Raw genomic sequence first — 15353 nt, 5'->3', positions numbered from 1 at the left:
CCGGGGCGCTGACGAAGCGCAGTTCGGGCGGGCCGCACGGAGGTCACCGCGCGGCCCCGGCGCCTGCCGCGGGAGGCCACGGGTCTAGCCTCACGATGTGGACAGTCACGGTGAAAGCACAGCAACCGACATCCGTCGCAGCCGGCCGCGCGTCGGCCACATCCAGTTCCTGAACTGTCTCCCTCTTTACTGGGGGCTTGCCAGAACGGGAACTCTTCTCGACCTGGAACTGACGAAGGACACTCCCGAGAAGCTCAGTGAGCGTCTGGTGCGCGGCGAACTCGACATCGCGCCGATCACCCTCGTGGAATTCCTTCGTAATGCCGACGACCTCGTCGCATTCCCCGACCTCGCCGTCGGCTGCGACGGCCCCGTGATGTCCTGTGTGATCGTCTCCCAGCTGCCGCTGGAGCAGCTGGACGGGGCGCGCGTCGCGCTCGGGTCCACCTCCCGCACCTCCGTGCGCCTCGCGCAGCTGCTGCTCGCCGAGCAGTACCGGGTGGCGCCCGACTACTTCACCTGCCCGCCGGACCTCGGCGTGATGATGCAGGAGGCGGACGCCGCCGTCCTCATCGGGGACGCAGCGCTGCGCGCCTCCCTGCACGACGCGCCCCGCCTCGGCCTGCGGGTCCACGACCTCGGGCAGATGTGGAAGGACTGGACCGGGCTGCCTTTCGTCTTCGCCGTCTGGGCCGCGCGCAAGGACTACCTGGCCCGTGAGCCGGTCGTCGTGCACCAGGTGCACGAGGCGTTCCTCGCCTCTCGGGACCTGTCCCTGGAGGAGGTCGGCAAGGTCGCAGAGCAGGCGGCGCGCTGGGAGAGCTTCGACGCTGAGCTGCTGGAGCGCTACTTCACGACGCTGGACTTCCGCTTCGGGCCCGAGCAGCTCGCGGGCGTACGGGAGTTCGCGCGCAGGACGGGGCCGACCACCGGCTTCCCCGCCGATGTGGACGTGCGGCTGCTCGACGGCCACCGCTGACACCCCACCCCCTAGTCTGTTGACCGGACGGTCTGTGCCAGGGCCTTGGCGCCAGGGCTGACGGGGGAGTTGAGATGCAGCCGCTGGATCCGGGTGAGCCGCGCGTCATCGGTGCGTACCGGCTGCTCGGCAGACTCGGCGCGGGCGGGATGGGCCGCGTCTACCTGGGCCGCAGCGCGGGCGGCCGTACGGTCGCGGTGAAGGTCGTCCATCCGCACTTCGCGCTCGACGACGAGTTCCGGGCGCGGTTCCGGCGCGAGGTCGAGGCCGCGCGCCGGGTCGGCGGGGAGTGGACCGCCCCCGTACTGGACGCCGACCCCGACGCGTCCGTGCCCTGGGTCGCCACCGGTTACGTCGCCGGCCCCGCCCTGTCCCGGGCAATCGCCGGCCACGGCCCGCTGCCGACGCCCTCGGTGCGCGTGCTGGGCGCCGGGCTCGCCAGGGCCCTGGTCGCGGTGCACGCCCTCGACCTGGTGCACCGGGACGTGAAGCCGTCGAACGTGCTGCTCACCCTGGAGGGCCCGCGGCTGATCGACTTCGGGATCGCGCGCGCCACCGAGGGCACGGTGTCGCTCACCTCCACCGGCGTCTCGGTCGGCTCGCCGGGCTACATGTCCCCCGAGCAGATCCTGGGCAAGGGAGTCACGGGCGCGGCCGACGTGTTCTCGCTGGGCGCGGTCCTCGTCTACGCGGCGACCGGTGAGGCCCCCTTCCCCGGCGACTCCTCGGCCGCGCTGCTCTACAAGGTGGTGCACGAGGAGCCCGAACTCGGCGCACTGGACGGCGGGATACGGGATCTGGTGAGCGCCTGCCTGGCCAAGGACCCGGCGGCGCGGCCGACGCCCGCCGAGGTCGCGGAAGAACTCGGTGCCGGCGCCGGGGCGGGCTGGCTGCCGGGCCCGTTGGTGGAGGAGATCAGCCGCGCGGCGGTGGACCTGCTGCACCTGGAGTCCTTCCCCGTCGAGCCCGTCGCACCCTCGGCCTTGGGCCCGGCGGCGGACCCGGCCGCCTCCGGCCCGGTCGCGTTCTCCAGCCCGGCCCTCGGCGTCTTCGGCCCGCCGGTCGAGCCGGACGGGGCCGCCGCACCGTGGGGCAGGCCGGCGCCGGCCGTCGGTCACGAGGCCGCCACGGCCTCCGGTACGTCCCGCCCGGCCGACGGCGGCGGCATCTCCCTCTCGGCGAACGGCGGCCGCAAGGGCCGCAGGGTCAGCTGCACGCTCGCCCTCACCGTGGCCGGCGCCCTCGCGGCCGTCACCCTCGGCAGCGGCTTCCTCCTCGACCTGTGGCCGGGCCGCGGCGGCGACGGCAAGCAGGGCGCGAACGAAGCGGCCGAGCCGCCGCCCGCCGCGACCGCGTCCCCCTCCCCGAGCAAGGGCGACGAAGTTCCGGCGGCGTTCCTCGGCACCTGGTCGGGGCCCGCCACCGAACGGTCCGGCCTGCCGCACGGCACCGTGACCGTCACCTTCACCAAGGGGACGAAGGGGCAGGACGTCGTCCACAGCACCAACGCGATCTCGGTCCTGGGAGTGAGCGTCGAGTGCTACGGCGTCGGCAGGCTCACCTCGGCCACCTCCCGGATGGTGCGCATCGAGGAGCGCACCGACCCCGAGCGCGAGGGCACGGCCGGCAAGTGCACCGGCGGGAAGGCGGTGCTGGTGTTCACGCTCGCCGACGACGGCACCCTGCGCTACCGGTCCCACGAGGAGGCCGCGGGCACACCGACCGCGACGCTCGCGAAGGTGCGGCGCTGAGCGGGCGGGGGACGGGGAGGCCCGCGGCCGGGCGTCGGGGCCGTGGCGTAGCCTGGATCGGTCCGTAGATCCACAGAAGACCGCCGAAGGGTGACGCCCGGTGACCGAGAAGGCCGACCTTCAGTCCGTCCTGGACCGTGCCGCCGCAGGCGGGCGGATCACAGCCGAGGAAGCGCTCGACCTCTACCGCTCCGCGCCGCTGCACGCGCTGGGCGCCGCTGCGGACGCCGTGCGCCGGCGCCGGTACGCCGGTACGGAGAACATCGCGACGTACATCATCGAACGCAACATCAACTACACCAACGTATGCGTCACGGCCTGCAAGTTCTGCGCCTTCTACGCCCCGCCGAAGGACACCGCCAAGGGCTGGACCCGCGACCTCGACGACATCCTGCGCCGCTGCGCGGAGACCGTCGAACTCGGCGGCACACAGATCATGTTCCAGGGCGGCCACCACCCCGACTACGGCGTCGAGTACTACGAGAAGCACTTCGCGGCCATCAAGAAGGAGTTCCCGCAGCTGGTGATCCACTCGCTCGGCGCGTCCGAGGTGGAGCACATGGCGCGGATCTCCGGCGTCACCGTCGAGGAGGCGATCACCCGCATCCACGCGGCCGGCCTCGACTCCTTCGCGGGCGCCGGCGCCGAGTTGCTGCCGGAGCGCCCCCGCAAGGCGATCGCGCCGCTCAAGGAGTCCGGTGAGCGGTGGCTGGAGATCATGGAGATCGCGCACGGCCTCGGTGTCGAGTCGACCTCCACGATGCTGATGGGCACGGGCGAGACCAACGCCGAGCGGATCGAGCACCTGCGGATGATCCGCGACGCGCAGGACCGCACGGGCGGCTTCCGCGCCTTCATCCCGTACACGTACCAGCCCGAGAACAACCACCTCAAGGGCCGTACGCAGGCGACCCTGTTCGAGTACCTGCGCATGATCGCGATCGCGCGTCTGTTCCTCGACAACGTCGCGCACATCCAGGGCTCCTGGCTCACCACGGGCAAGGAGGTCGGCCAGCTGTCGCTGCACTACGGCGCGGACGACCTCGGCTCGATCATGCTGGAGGAGAACGTCGTCTCCTCGGCCGGCGCCAAGCACCGCTCCAACCGCATGGAGATCATCGACCTGATCCGCAAGGCGGGCCGCGTGCCGGCGCAGCGGACGACGACGTACGAGCACATCGTCGTGCACGAGGACCCGGCGGACGACCCGGTCGACGAGCGCGTGGTCTCGCACATCTCGTCCACGGCGATCGAGGGCGGGACGGCGCACCCGGAGCTGAAGCTGCTCGGCGCCAACTGAGGCCGCTTTGCTGACCATTCACGTCGCGGACCGGGCGGCCTTCACCGGCCGCAAGGACGCCGACGCCGTGGCCGTGGACGGCGGGCTGATCGTCGCGGCCGGCCCGTACGAACGGCTGGCCGGTGAGCGCCCGCAGGCGCGGGTGCGCCGCTGGCCCGGGCTGCTGCTGCCCGGGCTGCGCCATCCGCAGGCCGTGCCACTGCTGGAGAGTGCGTACCACCCCGATCCGCGCGAGGCGGACGAACTCGGCACCGAGCCGCTGACGGGCGATGCCCTGGAGGCGCTCGCGATGGACGACACGCGCTGGGGCGCGAGTGCCCGGCGCGGTCTCCAGCGGCTGCTGGCGCACGGAGTCACCGCGCTCGCCGGACCCTTCACCGTGCCGGCCGTGCGGACGGCGGTCGCGCGGTCCGGGCTGAGGGTGCGCGACGCGCGGCGCGGCCGGTACGAGGGGGACGCCCTCGCGCTCGATCCCGTCGTGCACTTCCCCCTCAACGCGCTGCTCGACGGCGACTTGAGTGCCGGCGGCGCCGCCGACTTCGCGGTGTTCGACGTCCCCGTCGGCGAGCAGCCGGCCCGCGCGCTGCGCCTGGGCGGTGCGGCCACGTGCGTCGCGACCGTCCTCGGAGGCCGACTGGTGTACCGGCGGAGGTGAGCCGGGCGCGGTGGCACGCGCCGGGCGCGCCCCGAGATCCGCACACCGTGTCGGGCACGGCGATCCGCGACCTCGCCATCGAGCACGCGCGGCCGGCCGGGCCGGCTCCACGGACGCGCCGCCGGGCCGCCTCATGGGCGACGCCACCTGGGAGGCGCCGCGCCGCGGGCAGTCACGGGGCGTCCGCCGGGCCGGTCGGCGGGGCGGGCTGCTTGAATGGGACTGTGACCCGAGCAACCTTGGCCAAGCAGCCGCACGAAGTCGCCTCGATGTTCGACGACGTGGCGGCGAACTACGACCTCACCAACGACGTGCTCTCGCTCGGCCAGGACCGGCGCTGGCGCAGGGAGGTCGCCAAGGCCGTGGACGCGCGCCCCGCGCAGAAGGTCCTCGACCTCGCGGCCGGCACCGGCACCTCCTCGCTGCCGTTCACCACCACCGGCGCGTACGTCGTCCCGTGCGACTTCTCCCTCGGCATGCTCCGCGAGGGCAAGAAGCGCCACCCGTGGCTGCCGCTGACCGCGGGCGACGCGACGAAGCTGCCGTTCGCCGACGACGTCTTCGACGCCGTGACGATCTCCTTCGGGCTGCGCAACGTGCAGGACACCGACCAGGCGCTGCGCGAGCTGTACCGGGTCACCAAGCCGGGCGGCCGTGTGGTCATCTGCGAGTTCTCGCACGCGACATGGGCGCCGCTGCGCACCGTGTACGAGGAGTACCTGATGCGGGCCCTGCCGCCCATCGCCCGCGCGGTGTCCTCCAACCCGGACGCGTACGTCTACCTCGCCGAGTCGATCCAGAGCTGGCCCGACCAGCCCGCACTCGCCCGCAGGCTCCAGCAGGCCGGCTGGACGAAGGTCGCCTGGCGCAACCTGTCCGGTGGCATCGTCGCGCTGCACCGCGGCACCAAGCCCCAGCAGTAGGCAGCAGGCGTGGAACACCAGTCCATCGCCGTGGACTACCAGGCGGTCCTGGAGCAGATTGCGCAGGACGTCGCCCCGCTGGTCGGCAGCGGCAGGCCCGCCGAGTACATCCCGGCCCTCGCCGGGGTCGACCCGCAACGCTTCGGCATGGCCGTCGCCGACCTGCGGGGCAACGTGTACGGGGTGGGGGACTGGCGCCACCCGTTCTCCGCACAGTCGATCACCAAGGTCTTCACGCTCGCGCTGGCGCTGGCCGCGGGCGGCGACGGCCTGTGGGAACGGGTGGGCCGCGAGCCCTCGGGCAACCCCTTCAACTCGCTGGTGCAGCTGGAGTACGAGAACGGCATCCCGCGCAACCCGTTCATCAACGCGGGCGCCCTCGTCGTCACCGACGCGCTGCAGACCCTCACCGGCGACGCCAGCAGCGAACTGCTCGGATTCCTGCGTGAGGAGAGCGGGAACAAGGACCTCGCCTTCGACCCCGAGGTCGCCGAGTCGGAGTCCGCGCACGGCGACCGCAACGCGGCGCTCGCCCACTTCATGGCGTCCTACGGCAACATCACCAACCCCGTCCCGTCCCTCCTCGACCACTACTTCTGGCAGTGCTCGATCGAGATGAGCTGCGCCGACCTGACGCGCGCCGCCCGCTTCCTGGCCCGGCACGGGCTGCGCGCGGACGGCTCGCGGCTGCTGACCCGCAGCGAGGCCAAGCAGATCAACGCGGTGATGCTCACCTGCGGCACGTACGACGCGGCCGGTGACTTCGCCTACCGTGTCGGTCTGCCCGGCAAGAGCGGGGTCGGCGGCGGCATCGTGGCCGTCGTGCCGGGCCGTTGCACGCTGTGCGTGTGGAGCCCGGGTCTCGACGCCCGCGGCAACTCGGTGGCCGGGGTGGCGGCGCTGGACAGGTTCACGACGCTGACGGGGCTGTCCGTGTTCTGAGGCGGGAACCGGCGGGTGGCAGGATGAGTCAGTTGCTTACGTGCTCCTCATGGAGCGTCAACTTCCGTCCCCACCCGTTGCGTTCGGAGTCTCCCCATGGCGTCGTACTGCGGCCACTGCGGTGCCCCATCCCCCGATGAGGCCCGCTTCTGCATGACATGCGGCAAGGAGCGGCCGGCCGAGACCGCCCCGCCGGTGCCCGTCCCCGTCCCGGCGCAGACCCCGGCGTCCGTGCCGCCCCCGCCCGCGTACGGACCCGGTCCCGCCGCGCCCTCGCCCGTGGCGGCCTTCTTCCGGCGGGCGCTGCGCGGCGACTGGGCGGCATCGGTGCAGGCCGCGCTCTGGCCGACCGGTCTGCTGCTCCTGCTCGCGACCGCGCTGGCGATCCCGTCGTACGGACAACAGGACGAGGTCGTCGTCGGCTGGAGCGACCGGCTGCGGATCGCCCTCGCGCTGCTGATGCAGGGATTCGGCGGCGGGTTCGAGCTGAAGGCCGCCGACGGGGCCGGGTTCGGCACCGGAGACTCCTCGGGCGGCGGCCGTTTCGGCTGGGGGGACTCCTCGGGTGGTTACGGCGACGGTTCCGGCGGCTCGGGCTTCTCCGACTCGGGCATGGAGGCCGTGACACAGGGCACCGCGTCGCTCTCGCTCGTCCCGCTGACCGTCACCGTGCTGTGGATCGCCGCACTGTGGACGGGAGCGCGGATGCTCCGTGCGCGCGGCGCGGGGCTCGAAGCGGCCGTGCGCGTCTCGCTGGTGGTCACCGCGGCCGTCCTCGTGCTCGGCCTGTTCGCCCAGCCCGGGATCGCGGGCATCGAGGTCTCCTCGTCACCGCTGCTCGCGGCGCTCGGCGCGCTGGTGCTCTCGGCGGTCGTGACGGCCGGGGTGCTCCAGCGCGACGACCTCGCCGCGTGGCTGGCGCAGCGCCCCGCCGTCCGGTCCGCGGTCCGCGCCTTCGGCACGGCGGTCCGCGCGCTCGCCGTCGCAGTCGCGCTGTGCTCGCTGACCGGCTTCGCCGTCTACGCGGCCAACGACGACGTGGACGGTACGGCTCTGCTGATGGCGCTGCCGCTCCTGCCGAACATCGGCCTCACCGTGCTCGGTCTGGGCTGGGGCGTGCCGGTGACGTACGAGGTCCAGGGCGATGCCGTCTTCTTCGGCTGGGGCTCCGAGCACGGCAGCTTCGGGCTGGGCGAGATCTCCGACGTGTGGGGCGGCGGGGCGGTGGCGGGAGCGGTGGCGCTCGGCGCCGTCTCGGCGCTGATCCTCGGCGTGTGGGCGGCGCGCCGTTCGGCCGACCGGCGCGAGCAGCTGCTGGCGGCAGCATTCGTCCTGGGGCTGGTGCTGCTGTTCACCGGGGTCTGTGGTGTCTCCGCCGAAATGGCGGGCGGGCTGGCCGGCTTCGGCGGCCAGGGCTTCGCCGAGATCGCGCCGAGCGTGCCGGACGCGCTGCTGTTCGGGCTGCTGTGGGTGGGCGGCGCGACGTTCGTCGGTTCGCTCCTGCCCGGGCGGCCTGGACAATCGCCGGCGGCGCAGGCGACGCCGTACACCCCGCCGCCGGTGCCGTACGGGCCCGGGGCGGCGCCCGCACCGGTGCCGTACGCACCGGGACTGCCCGCGCCCGGGGCTCCCGCGCCCGGTCCGGAGGCGGGCGGTCCGCAGGCCCCGGCGGCCGGTGCCGCAGGCGGTGGTCCGCACGACCCGTACACCGTGCACCTCGGCGCCCCGGCGATGTCCGGAACGGCGCCGCTGCCTGCCAAACCGGGCGGGGGAGCCCCCGGGGACCGCAGGCGCAAGGTCCTGCTGTGGACGGCGACGCTCACCGCCGCGTTCGTCATCGGCGGCGGGGCGACGGCCGGGCTGCTGATCTGGCAGGACCACCAGGACAAGGACCACGCACCCACGACGCAGGACCGGCGGTCCGCGCCGCCGGCGCAGACGCCGGACGCCAAGCCGCAGGCGACGCCGTCGCCCGCCTCCTCGCCCTCCTCCTCGGCGTCGTCCTCGCCGTCCGCCTCCCCCGGCGGCTCGCTCCCCGCCGGCTTCGTGGTGCGCGAGGACCCCGCCGGGTTCAGTGTGGCGGTCATGGAGGGCTGGACCCGCCGGCAGGCGGGCAGCCAGGTCTTCTACGAGGCGCCCACTGGAGGCGAGTACGTGCAGATCGGCGTCATCCGGAACACCCCGATGAGCTCGTACGAGAACTTCACCGGCCTGGAGAAGAAGCACCTGGCGAACGCCGCGAGCGACTACCGGCGCCTGCGGCTGGAGCAGAACACCTACCAGGGCCGCCCGGGAGCGCTCTGGGAGTTCACGCACATCCCCGAGCCCGACGAGGGCGGCCTGGTCCGCCACGTCATCGACCAGGCCTTCGTCGCCGCCGACGGCACCGAGTACGCGATCCTCGCCGCCGGTCGCGCCGACCGCTGGGACCCGGACAAGGACGTGGTGTTCTCCACGGCGGTCGCCACGTTCACGGCCGGCTGAGGCCGTCCGCCAGCTCCAGCCGGAAGCAGTAGCCGGTCTGCTGCGACGCCGGGGTCGTGAACGTCTCGGCGAGCTCCATTCCGAGCCGCCGGACCACGGCGATGGACCGCTCGTTGCGGGAGTGCACCATCGCCACCACGCGCTCCACACCCGCCGCCCGTACCCGCTCCAGCGTGGTGCGGGCGGCGGCCGTGGCGTAGCCCTTGCCCCAGGCGGAGCGGGCGAGCCGCCAGCCGATCTCGATCTCGCCGACCGGCCCGAAGTTCTCGTGCGGCCACGGCTGCGCGCCCGTGAAACCGACGACCTCTCCGTGCTCGTCGAGGATCGTCCAGAAGCAGAAGCCGCGCTCGGCGTCGTGCCTGCGCTGCCGGGCGGTCAGCTCCTCGTACACCGACAGCTCGGCCGGCCTGCCCCCGTGGAACTCCATGACCTCGGGGTCGGCGAAGACCCGGTGCCAGGCCAGGGCGTCCTCGTCGGTGGGGACGCGCAGCTGTATGTCGGGGAGCGGCCTGCTGCTCATGTACGGAGCCCTTCGGTCGGCGGAACTGATCGCCCCCATAGACTGCCCATGTCCTGTGCCGTTCGGTACGCAATATCGAACCGAATCGAATCGAATCTTCGGGAGAATCCGCCGTGACCGAAGCCCTTACCGAGCACACTGCCGATGTGATCGTCGTCGGGGCAGGCCCGGCCGGCTCCACGACCGCGTACTACCTGGCCAAGGCCGGGCTCGACGTCCTCCTCCTGGAGAAGACGGCGTTCCCGCGCGAGAAGGTCTGCGGCGACGGTCTCACCCCCCGCGCCACCAAGCAGCTGGTCGCGATGGGCATCGACATCTCGGAAGAGGCCGGCTGGCTGCGCAACAAGGGCCTGCGGATCATCGGAGGCGGCGTGCGCCTCCAGCTGGACTGGCCGGACCTCGCCTCGTACCCGGACTACGGACTCGTCCGCAAGCGCGACGACTTCGACGAGCAGCTGGCGCGGCAGGCGCAGAAGGCGGGCGCGCGGCTGTACGAGCGCTGCAACGTGGGCGCGCCGATCGTCGACGACCGCACCGGCCGCATCACGGGCGTGCACGCCAAGCTCGGCGAGGACAAGACGCCGGTCACCTTCCACGCGCCGCTCGTCGTCGCCGCCGACGGCAACTCCTCGCGCATCTCCCTCGCGATGGGCCTGCACCGCCGTGAGGACCGCCCGATGGGCGTCGCGGTGCGTACGTACTTCACCTCCCCGCGCCACGACGACGACTACCTGGAGTCCTGGCTGGAGCTGTGGGACCGGCGCGGCCCGGGCGAGGACCGGCTGCTGCCCGGCTACGGCTGGATCTTCGGCATGGGCGACGGCACGTCCAACGTCGGCCTGGGCGTCCTCAACACCTCCGCGTCCTTCAAGGAGTTGGACTGGCGCGAGGTGCTCAAGGCGTGGTGCGCCTCGATGCCGGAGGACTGGGGTTACACCGAGGAGAACATGACGGGCCCGATCCGCGGCGCGGCCCTCCCCATGGCGTTCAACCGCCAGCCCCACTACACGAAGGGCCTGCTGCTGGTCGGCGACGCGGGCGGCCTGGTCAACCCGTTCAACGGCGAGGGCATCGCCTACGCGATGGAGTCCGGCCAGATCGCGGCCGACGTCATCGTCCAGGCCCACGCCCGGCAGACCCCCGCCCAGCGCGAACTGGCCCTGCACCGCTACCCGAAGGTCCTCAAGGACACCTACGGCGGCTACTACACGCTGGGCCGCGCGTTCGTGAAGCTGATCGGCAACCCGAAGGTCATGAAGGTCGCCACCCAGCGCGGCCTGACGCACCCGCTGCTGATGAAGTTCACGCTGAAGATGCTGGCGAACCTGACGGACCCCACGGGCGGCGACGCGATGGACCGCATCATCAACGGCCTGTCGAAGGTGGCCCCGAAGGCGTGACCGCCCGGCGGGCACAGCGGGACGGCTGGAGGGAACGGGCGGCCGAGCGGTCGTGGGTGGTTCGAGCGTCGCCCGCGTGCCGGGCCACGAAGGGGCGGACTCAGCGGTCCGCGGCCGAGACGTAGACCCGCAGGCCCGTCAGGCTCCCCAGGTCGGGCAGCGGATGGGCGGGCCACGCGCGGGCGTACGCCGGGGGGCGTCCCCCGTCCGCGACCACGACGGCGACCGGCCGGTGGCGCGCCGCGGCCGCGAGTTCCCCCGGCGTGATGCTCTCGTCGTGGCCCCAGGGCTGGCGGGAGGCGCAGCCGGCGCGGAACGCGATGCGGATCGCCTCCGTGCCGCTGACCACGCACGGCGGGCGCACACCCAGGGCACGCAGCTCGGCGGTGATGCGCCCGAGATCGGCGGTGCTGCGCCGCACCCGGTCCGCGGCGCTGTCGGCCACCCGGAACTGGATCGCCAGATGCGCCGCCACGAACACCGCGACGATCCCGACGGCGATCCACCGCCCGCGCGGCCGCGGCCGGCACGCCCGGACGAGGCCGTACGCGACGGGCAGGGCGAGCAGGGCGTAGGCGGGCAGCAGGAAGCGCGGTGCCGCGTAGCCGACGGTGAACAGGTAGGGCACGGCCAGCGCGGCACCGACGACGGTCGCGACCACCAGCGGCGTGCGGTGGCGGCGGGTGCGGGCGGCGGTCCGCACGCCCGCCGCCACGAACAGCGGCAGGACGAAGAACCACAGGGCCGCCGCGTGGTGCCGCCAGGCCACGTCGCAGGGGCGGCACAGCAGGCGTCCGTCGAGGGCGCGTACGTGATCGTCGACGGAGAAGTACCAGCCGAGCCGGCCCTGGATCTCGCCGGCCCGCTCCAGCCGGGCGGTGAGGCCCCCGTACGAGACGTACGCCTCGACGATCCATTGGGCACAGCCGACGACCACGCCCGCGGCGAGCAGGACCAGCAGCAGCGGCCACCGCCAGGCCCGCATCACCACGGCCGCGACCGCGAGCGGCAGTGCGAGCCACACCGCGTCCGTGGGCCGCATCAGCGCGGCGAACGCCACCCCCGCCGCCATGCCGGCCGGCGCCCACCGGTCGCCCGGGCTCCGCGCGGCCCGCAGGAAGCAGCCGACCGCGGCGAGCGCCCCGTAGGCCACCCACAGGTTGGGCATCGCCTGCGAGGCGTAGAACATCGTGATCCACAGACTGGCGAACAGCCCGCCCGCGACGCCGAGGACGGGAGCGGGCAGCAGCCGGCGCCACACCCACAGCGCGAGGAACAGGCCGCAGCCCGCCAGCACGGCCATGAAGACGCGCAGCGCCATGACGGAGGTGGTCAGCGCCGTGACGGGGGCGACGAGGAAGGTGATGCCCCGGGCGCGCGGCGCGCTGAAGAACGCCGCCGGCGCCTGCGGGCTCACCTGACTCACGTACACCGACTCGTCCCAGCCGAGCCCGAGACCCGGGGCGATCAGCGCAAGGTGGACGAGTGCGAAGGCGGCGGAGACGGCCGCGAGCCAGGGCAGAGCGTTCCCGGCGGCCGTCCCGGCGCGCGGTCCCCGCAGCACCTCGCCCGCCGCACCGGTCAGTGCCTCGTTGATCACGCCTGTTTCCCGCATGGCAGCCAAGATGCCGCCGGGTGCGGCCGGGCGCCCGGGCCGGCGCGGCAGTCGGACCAACGCGCGTTCCGAACGAGTGAGCCCGTGCCGGTCGTCTCGTCCGCTGGTTAGCATCCGGAAAAGGGCAGCCCACGGATGGCACGGAGGCCGTCATGCAGCAAGGACGCACATCCCGCCTGTCGGTGAACCGCTCACGGCTCGGCCACAAGGTGCGGTACGCCCTGCGCCATCCCCGCCGCGTGGTGCCCCATCTGCGCCGGGCGGGCCGGGACGCGTGGCTGCGGCTGCGCCACCGCGGCCACGTCGCGTACTACCGGGCGGTGATGGCGTCCGACACCGCGAGGAGCCCGGAGGCGGCGGTCGGCGGCGGGCCCTCGCACGACCGCTGGCTCGCCATCGGTCAGATGCAGTTCGACTACCTGCGCGAGCACGGTCTGCGGCCGCAGGACCGGCTGCTGGAGATCGGCTGCGGCAACCTGCGGGCCGGCCGGCTGTTGATCGACCATCTGGAGCCCGGCCACTACTACGGGATCGACATCTCGCCCGACATCCTCATCGAGGCGAAGAAGACTCTTGTCCGCTACGGGCTCCAGGACAAGCTGCCGTACCTGACACCCGTCGACGATCTGACCCTGGACTTCCTTCCCGACGCCGCGTTCACGGTCGTGCACGCGCACAGCGTCTTCTCCCACTCGCCGCTGGAGATCATCGACGAATGCCTCGCGCACGTGGGACGCATCCTCGCGCCCGGCGGCTTCTTCGACTTCACCTACGACCGCACCGAGACGCGCGAGCACCAGGTGCTGGGCGAGGACTTCTACTACCGCACGGAGACTCTGGTACGGCTGGCCGCGCGCCACGGCCTGGCCGCCCGCTTCATGGACGACTGGGAGCGCCTGCCGCACGGCCAGTCGAAGCTCCGCGTCACCCACGCGGGGTGACGGGCGAAGGGAGGACCCCATGCGGGTCGCGGTAGCGGGCGGCACGGGCCTGGCCGGGCGGCACGTCGTCGGGGAACTGCGGGCGGCGGGTCACGAGCCCGTGGTGCTGGCGCGGTCGACCGGCGCCGACGTCACCACGGGCCGGGGGCTGGACGCCGCGCTCGCCGGCGCCGAGGTGGTGATCGACGTGACCAACGCGGCGACGATCAGCCGCCGCAAGGCCGTCGCCTTCTTCGAGTCGGCGTCGCGCCATCTGCTCATGGCGGAGGAACGGGCGGGCGTGCGCCACCACGTGGCGCTGTCGATCGTGGGCGCCGACCGGGTCGGCCACGGCTACTACCAGGGCAAGATCCGCCAGGAGGAGGTCGTGGCGGCCGGTCCGGTCCCGTGGACGGTGCTGCGCGCCACCCAGTTCCACGAGTTCGCCGACGAGCTCCTCGACCGGATGCGAGGGCCGTTGGCGCCGATCCCGCCGATGCGCGTGCAGCCGGTCGCCGTCCGGGAGGCGGCCCGCGTGCTCGTCGGGCTGGCGCTGGGCCCGGCCGTGGGAACGGCCCCGGAACTGGCGGGCCCCCGCGAGGAGCTGTTGATCGACATGGTCCGCCGTGTGCTGCCGGCCCGGCACGAGCGGCGCATGGTGGTGCCGGTCAGGTTCCCGGGCGCGGCGGGCCGCGCGATGGCGGCCGGCGGCCTGCTGCCGACGGGGCCCGGCCCGCGCGGCACGCAGACGTTCGACGAGTGGCTGACCGAGCGGCGGGCGGCACCGGGCGGCCGGACCTGAACCGCCGGGGCGCGGGCGGCGCCCGCTCATTTCTCTCCGGGCTCCTCGGGCTCTCCGGGAGGGACGACGAAGGAGCAGGAGACGTTGGTGTACCTGCCCGTGGACGTCTTGCTGTCGACGACCAGGCCGTCCACACGCACCGAACAGGAGACGGAGTCGGAGTCGCCGCCTGCCGCCATCACCTGCGCCACCGCCGCCGCGGGCCCGGCCGTGAGGGTCACCTTCCTGCGCCAGGGCAGGCGGGCGTCCTCCACACGTTCCGTGGTGTTGACGCCGTCGGTCCGGAAGCTGATGTCGGGTGACGTCCGGCCCGCGCCGGTGACCTCGTAGACGACGGTGTGCGGGGTCGGCCGGAGCGCCTTGCGCATCCGGTCCTCCCGGCTCGGCGACGCGTCGGTGCCGCCGGTGGCACCGATGAGTGTGCCGGCACCGATGACCAGCGTCATCGCTCCGAGCAACCAGAGCAGCCGCGGGGTGCGGGAACGACGTCCTGCGGTGGGCATGGGCATTCTCGCTTTCTGTGAGACATGGCCGTCGTGTCAGCCGGCAGGTCGCCGATGAAAAAGCGACGGTGGTGAATTCATCTCCATGTTCTGCGGTCGTGAGCTCTCATGGTGACACCCGGAAGGCTTTCCTCGCCAGTGTGCAAGCGAGGGCGTTCCTTTGCCCGTACTAAACTCACAGGTAACTTGCGCTCGTGTATCCGCAGCGTTGCGGGCGTCTTGTGTCGAGGTGTCGCAGACGGAATTGTGTGGTGCCCACGTTAAATGTATGACACCGCGCATCCCTCGGATTCACCGCTGTGAGCTGGTGTTATGGGGGGAAGGTGGCTGCTGTTGAAGTGTCATGTATTTAATTGCCGCAGCCATGGATGTTGCGAGGGCGGGTCGCCTTCACAGTCCTCGGTTTTCCCGAGTGAAGCTGTGTTGACTCCTCCTTAACGGTGGGGAGATAAGCGAGACATAAGTGATCGATAGATATTTTGCGCCACACCGCGAAGGCGAAGCGAAGTTGCCAAGGAAAGGCGATATTCCGGTCCAGTCGATCGATTATTCCCGCAGT

General features: G+C 72.6%; 13 protein-coding genes. 10 read left to right on the top strand and 3 right to left on the bottom strand.

Annotated features, from left to right (window positions below):
* Positions 1 to 97 precede the first annotated feature (97 nt).
* The 7 genes from QFZ82_RS17575 (at position 98) to QFZ82_RS17545 (ending at position 9034) form a co-directional block, all read left to right on the top strand.
* Entirely contained in the window at positions 98 to 979 is an 882-nt protein-coding gene (locus QFZ82_RS17575; protein ID WP_177148509.1) for a menaquinone biosynthetic enzyme MqnA/MqnD family protein, read from the top strand.
* A 74-nt stretch (positions 980 to 1053) separates the two neighbouring features.
* A complete protein-coding gene (locus tag QFZ82_RS17570) occupies positions 1054 to 2730 on the top strand; it encodes a serine/threonine-protein kinase (protein ID WP_307714070.1) in 1677 nt (558 codons plus the stop codon).
* 100 nt (positions 2731 to 2830) lie between these two features.
* Complete coding sequence (gene mqnC / locus QFZ82_RS17565; RefSeq protein ID WP_307714069.1) at positions 2831 to 4030, top strand: cyclic dehypoxanthinyl futalosine synthase; 1200 nt, start codon at positions 2831 to 2833, stop codon at positions 4028 to 4030.
* A 7-nt stretch (positions 4031 to 4037) separates the two neighbouring features.
* A complete protein-coding gene (locus tag QFZ82_RS17560) occupies positions 4038 to 4685 on the top strand; it encodes a hypothetical protein (protein WP_307714068.1) in 648 nt (215 codons plus the stop codon).
* A 224-nt stretch (positions 4686 to 4909) separates the two neighbouring features.
* Complete coding sequence (locus QFZ82_RS17555; RefSeq protein WP_307714066.1) at positions 4910 to 5608, top strand: demethylmenaquinone methyltransferase; 699 nt, start codon at positions 4910 to 4912, stop codon at positions 5606 to 5608.
* A gap of 30 nt (positions 5609 to 5638) precedes the next feature.
* Positions 5639 to 6550, top strand: a complete 912-nt coding sequence (locus QFZ82_RS17550; RefSeq protein ID WP_307717755.1) for a glutaminase — start codon at positions 5639 to 5641, stop codon at positions 6548 to 6550.
* Between the two features lie 153 nt (positions 6551 to 6703).
* Positions 6704 to 9034, top strand: coding sequence for a hypothetical protein (locus QFZ82_RS17545; RefSeq protein WP_307714065.1), 2331 nt, complete (start codon positions 6704 to 6706; stop codon positions 9032 to 9034).
* Here the strand turns inward: QFZ82_RS17545 and QFZ82_RS17540 are convergent.
* On the bottom strand, positions 9021 to 9554 hold the full coding sequence (locus QFZ82_RS17540; protein ID WP_307714064.1) for a GNAT family N-acetyltransferase: 534 nt from the start codon (positions 9552 to 9554) through the stop codon (positions 9021 to 9023). The genes QFZ82_RS17545 and QFZ82_RS17540 overlap by 14 nt on opposite strands.
* Positions 9555 to 9667: 113 nt before the next feature.
* Here QFZ82_RS17540 and QFZ82_RS17535 point away from each other — a divergent pair, with 113 nt between their 5' ends.
* Positions 9668 to 10954 carry a geranylgeranyl reductase family protein gene (locus tag QFZ82_RS17535; protein WP_307714063.1) on the top strand — a complete coding sequence of 429 codons (1287 nt, stop codon included), beginning with the start codon at positions 9668 to 9670 and terminating at the stop codon, positions 10952 to 10954.
* A 100-nt stretch (positions 10955 to 11054) separates the two neighbouring features.
* On the opposite strand, the gene QFZ82_RS17530 is transcribed toward QFZ82_RS17535, so the two are convergent.
* Entirely contained in the window at positions 11055 to 12569 is a 1515-nt protein-coding gene (locus QFZ82_RS17530) for a hypothetical protein (protein WP_307714062.1), read from the bottom strand.
* Positions 12570 to 12721: 152 nt separating this feature from the next.
* On the opposite strand from QFZ82_RS17530, the gene QFZ82_RS17525 reads away from it, so the two are divergent.
* Both QFZ82_RS17525 and QFZ82_RS17520 read left to right on the top strand, forming a co-directional pair.
* A complete protein-coding gene (locus QFZ82_RS17525; RefSeq protein ID WP_307714061.1) occupies positions 12722 to 13510 on the top strand; it encodes a class I SAM-dependent methyltransferase in 789 nt (262 codons plus the stop codon).
* Between the two features lie 19 nt (positions 13511 to 13529).
* Positions 13530 to 14291, top strand: a complete 762-nt coding sequence (locus QFZ82_RS17520) for an SDR family oxidoreductase (RefSeq protein WP_307714060.1) — start codon at positions 13530 to 13532, stop codon at positions 14289 to 14291.
* A 26-nt stretch (positions 14292 to 14317) separates the two neighbouring features.
* On the opposite strand, the gene QFZ82_RS17515 is transcribed toward QFZ82_RS17520, so the two are convergent.
* Entirely contained in the window at positions 14318 to 14794 is a 477-nt protein-coding gene (locus tag QFZ82_RS17515; protein WP_307714059.1) for an MmpS family transport accessory protein, read from the bottom strand.
* Positions 14795 to 15353: the final 559 nt, after the last annotated feature.

The organism is Streptomyces sp. V4I23, assembly GCF_030817975.1.
Classification (GTDB): Bacteria; Actinomycetota; Actinomycetes; order Streptomycetales; family Streptomycetaceae; genus Streptomyces.
This window is presented reverse-complemented; position numbering and strand designations above follow the sequence as displayed.

Excerpts from the sequence above, each read along its gene's own strand:
- QFZ82_RS17570 (WP_307714070.1), top strand. The coding sequence starts at position 1,054 with ATGCAGCCGCTGGATCCGGGTGAGCCGCGCGTCATCGGTGCGTACCGG.
- QFZ82_RS17545 (WP_307714065.1), top strand. The coding sequence starts at position 6,704 with ATGACATGCGGCAAGGAGCGGCCGGCCGAGACCGCCCCGCCGGTGCCC.
- QFZ82_RS17540 (WP_307714064.1), bottom strand. The coding sequence starts at position 9,554 with ATGAGCAGCAGGCCGCTCCCCGACATACAGCTGCGCGTCCCCACCGAC.
- QFZ82_RS17530 (WP_307714062.1), bottom strand. The coding sequence starts at position 12,569 with ATGCGGGAAACAGGCGTGATCAACGAGGCACTGACCGGTGCGGCGGGC.
- QFZ82_RS17525 (WP_307714061.1), top strand. The coding sequence starts at position 12,722 with ATGCAGCAAGGACGCACATCCCGCCTGTCGGTGAACCGCTCACGGCTC.
- QFZ82_RS17520 (WP_307714060.1), top strand. The coding sequence starts at position 13,530 with ATGCGGGTCGCGGTAGCGGGCGGCACGGGCCTGGCCGGGCGGCACGTC.
- QFZ82_RS17515 (WP_307714059.1), bottom strand. The coding sequence starts at position 14,794 with ATGCCCACCGCAGGACGTCGTTCCCGCACCCCGCGGCTGCTCTGGTTG.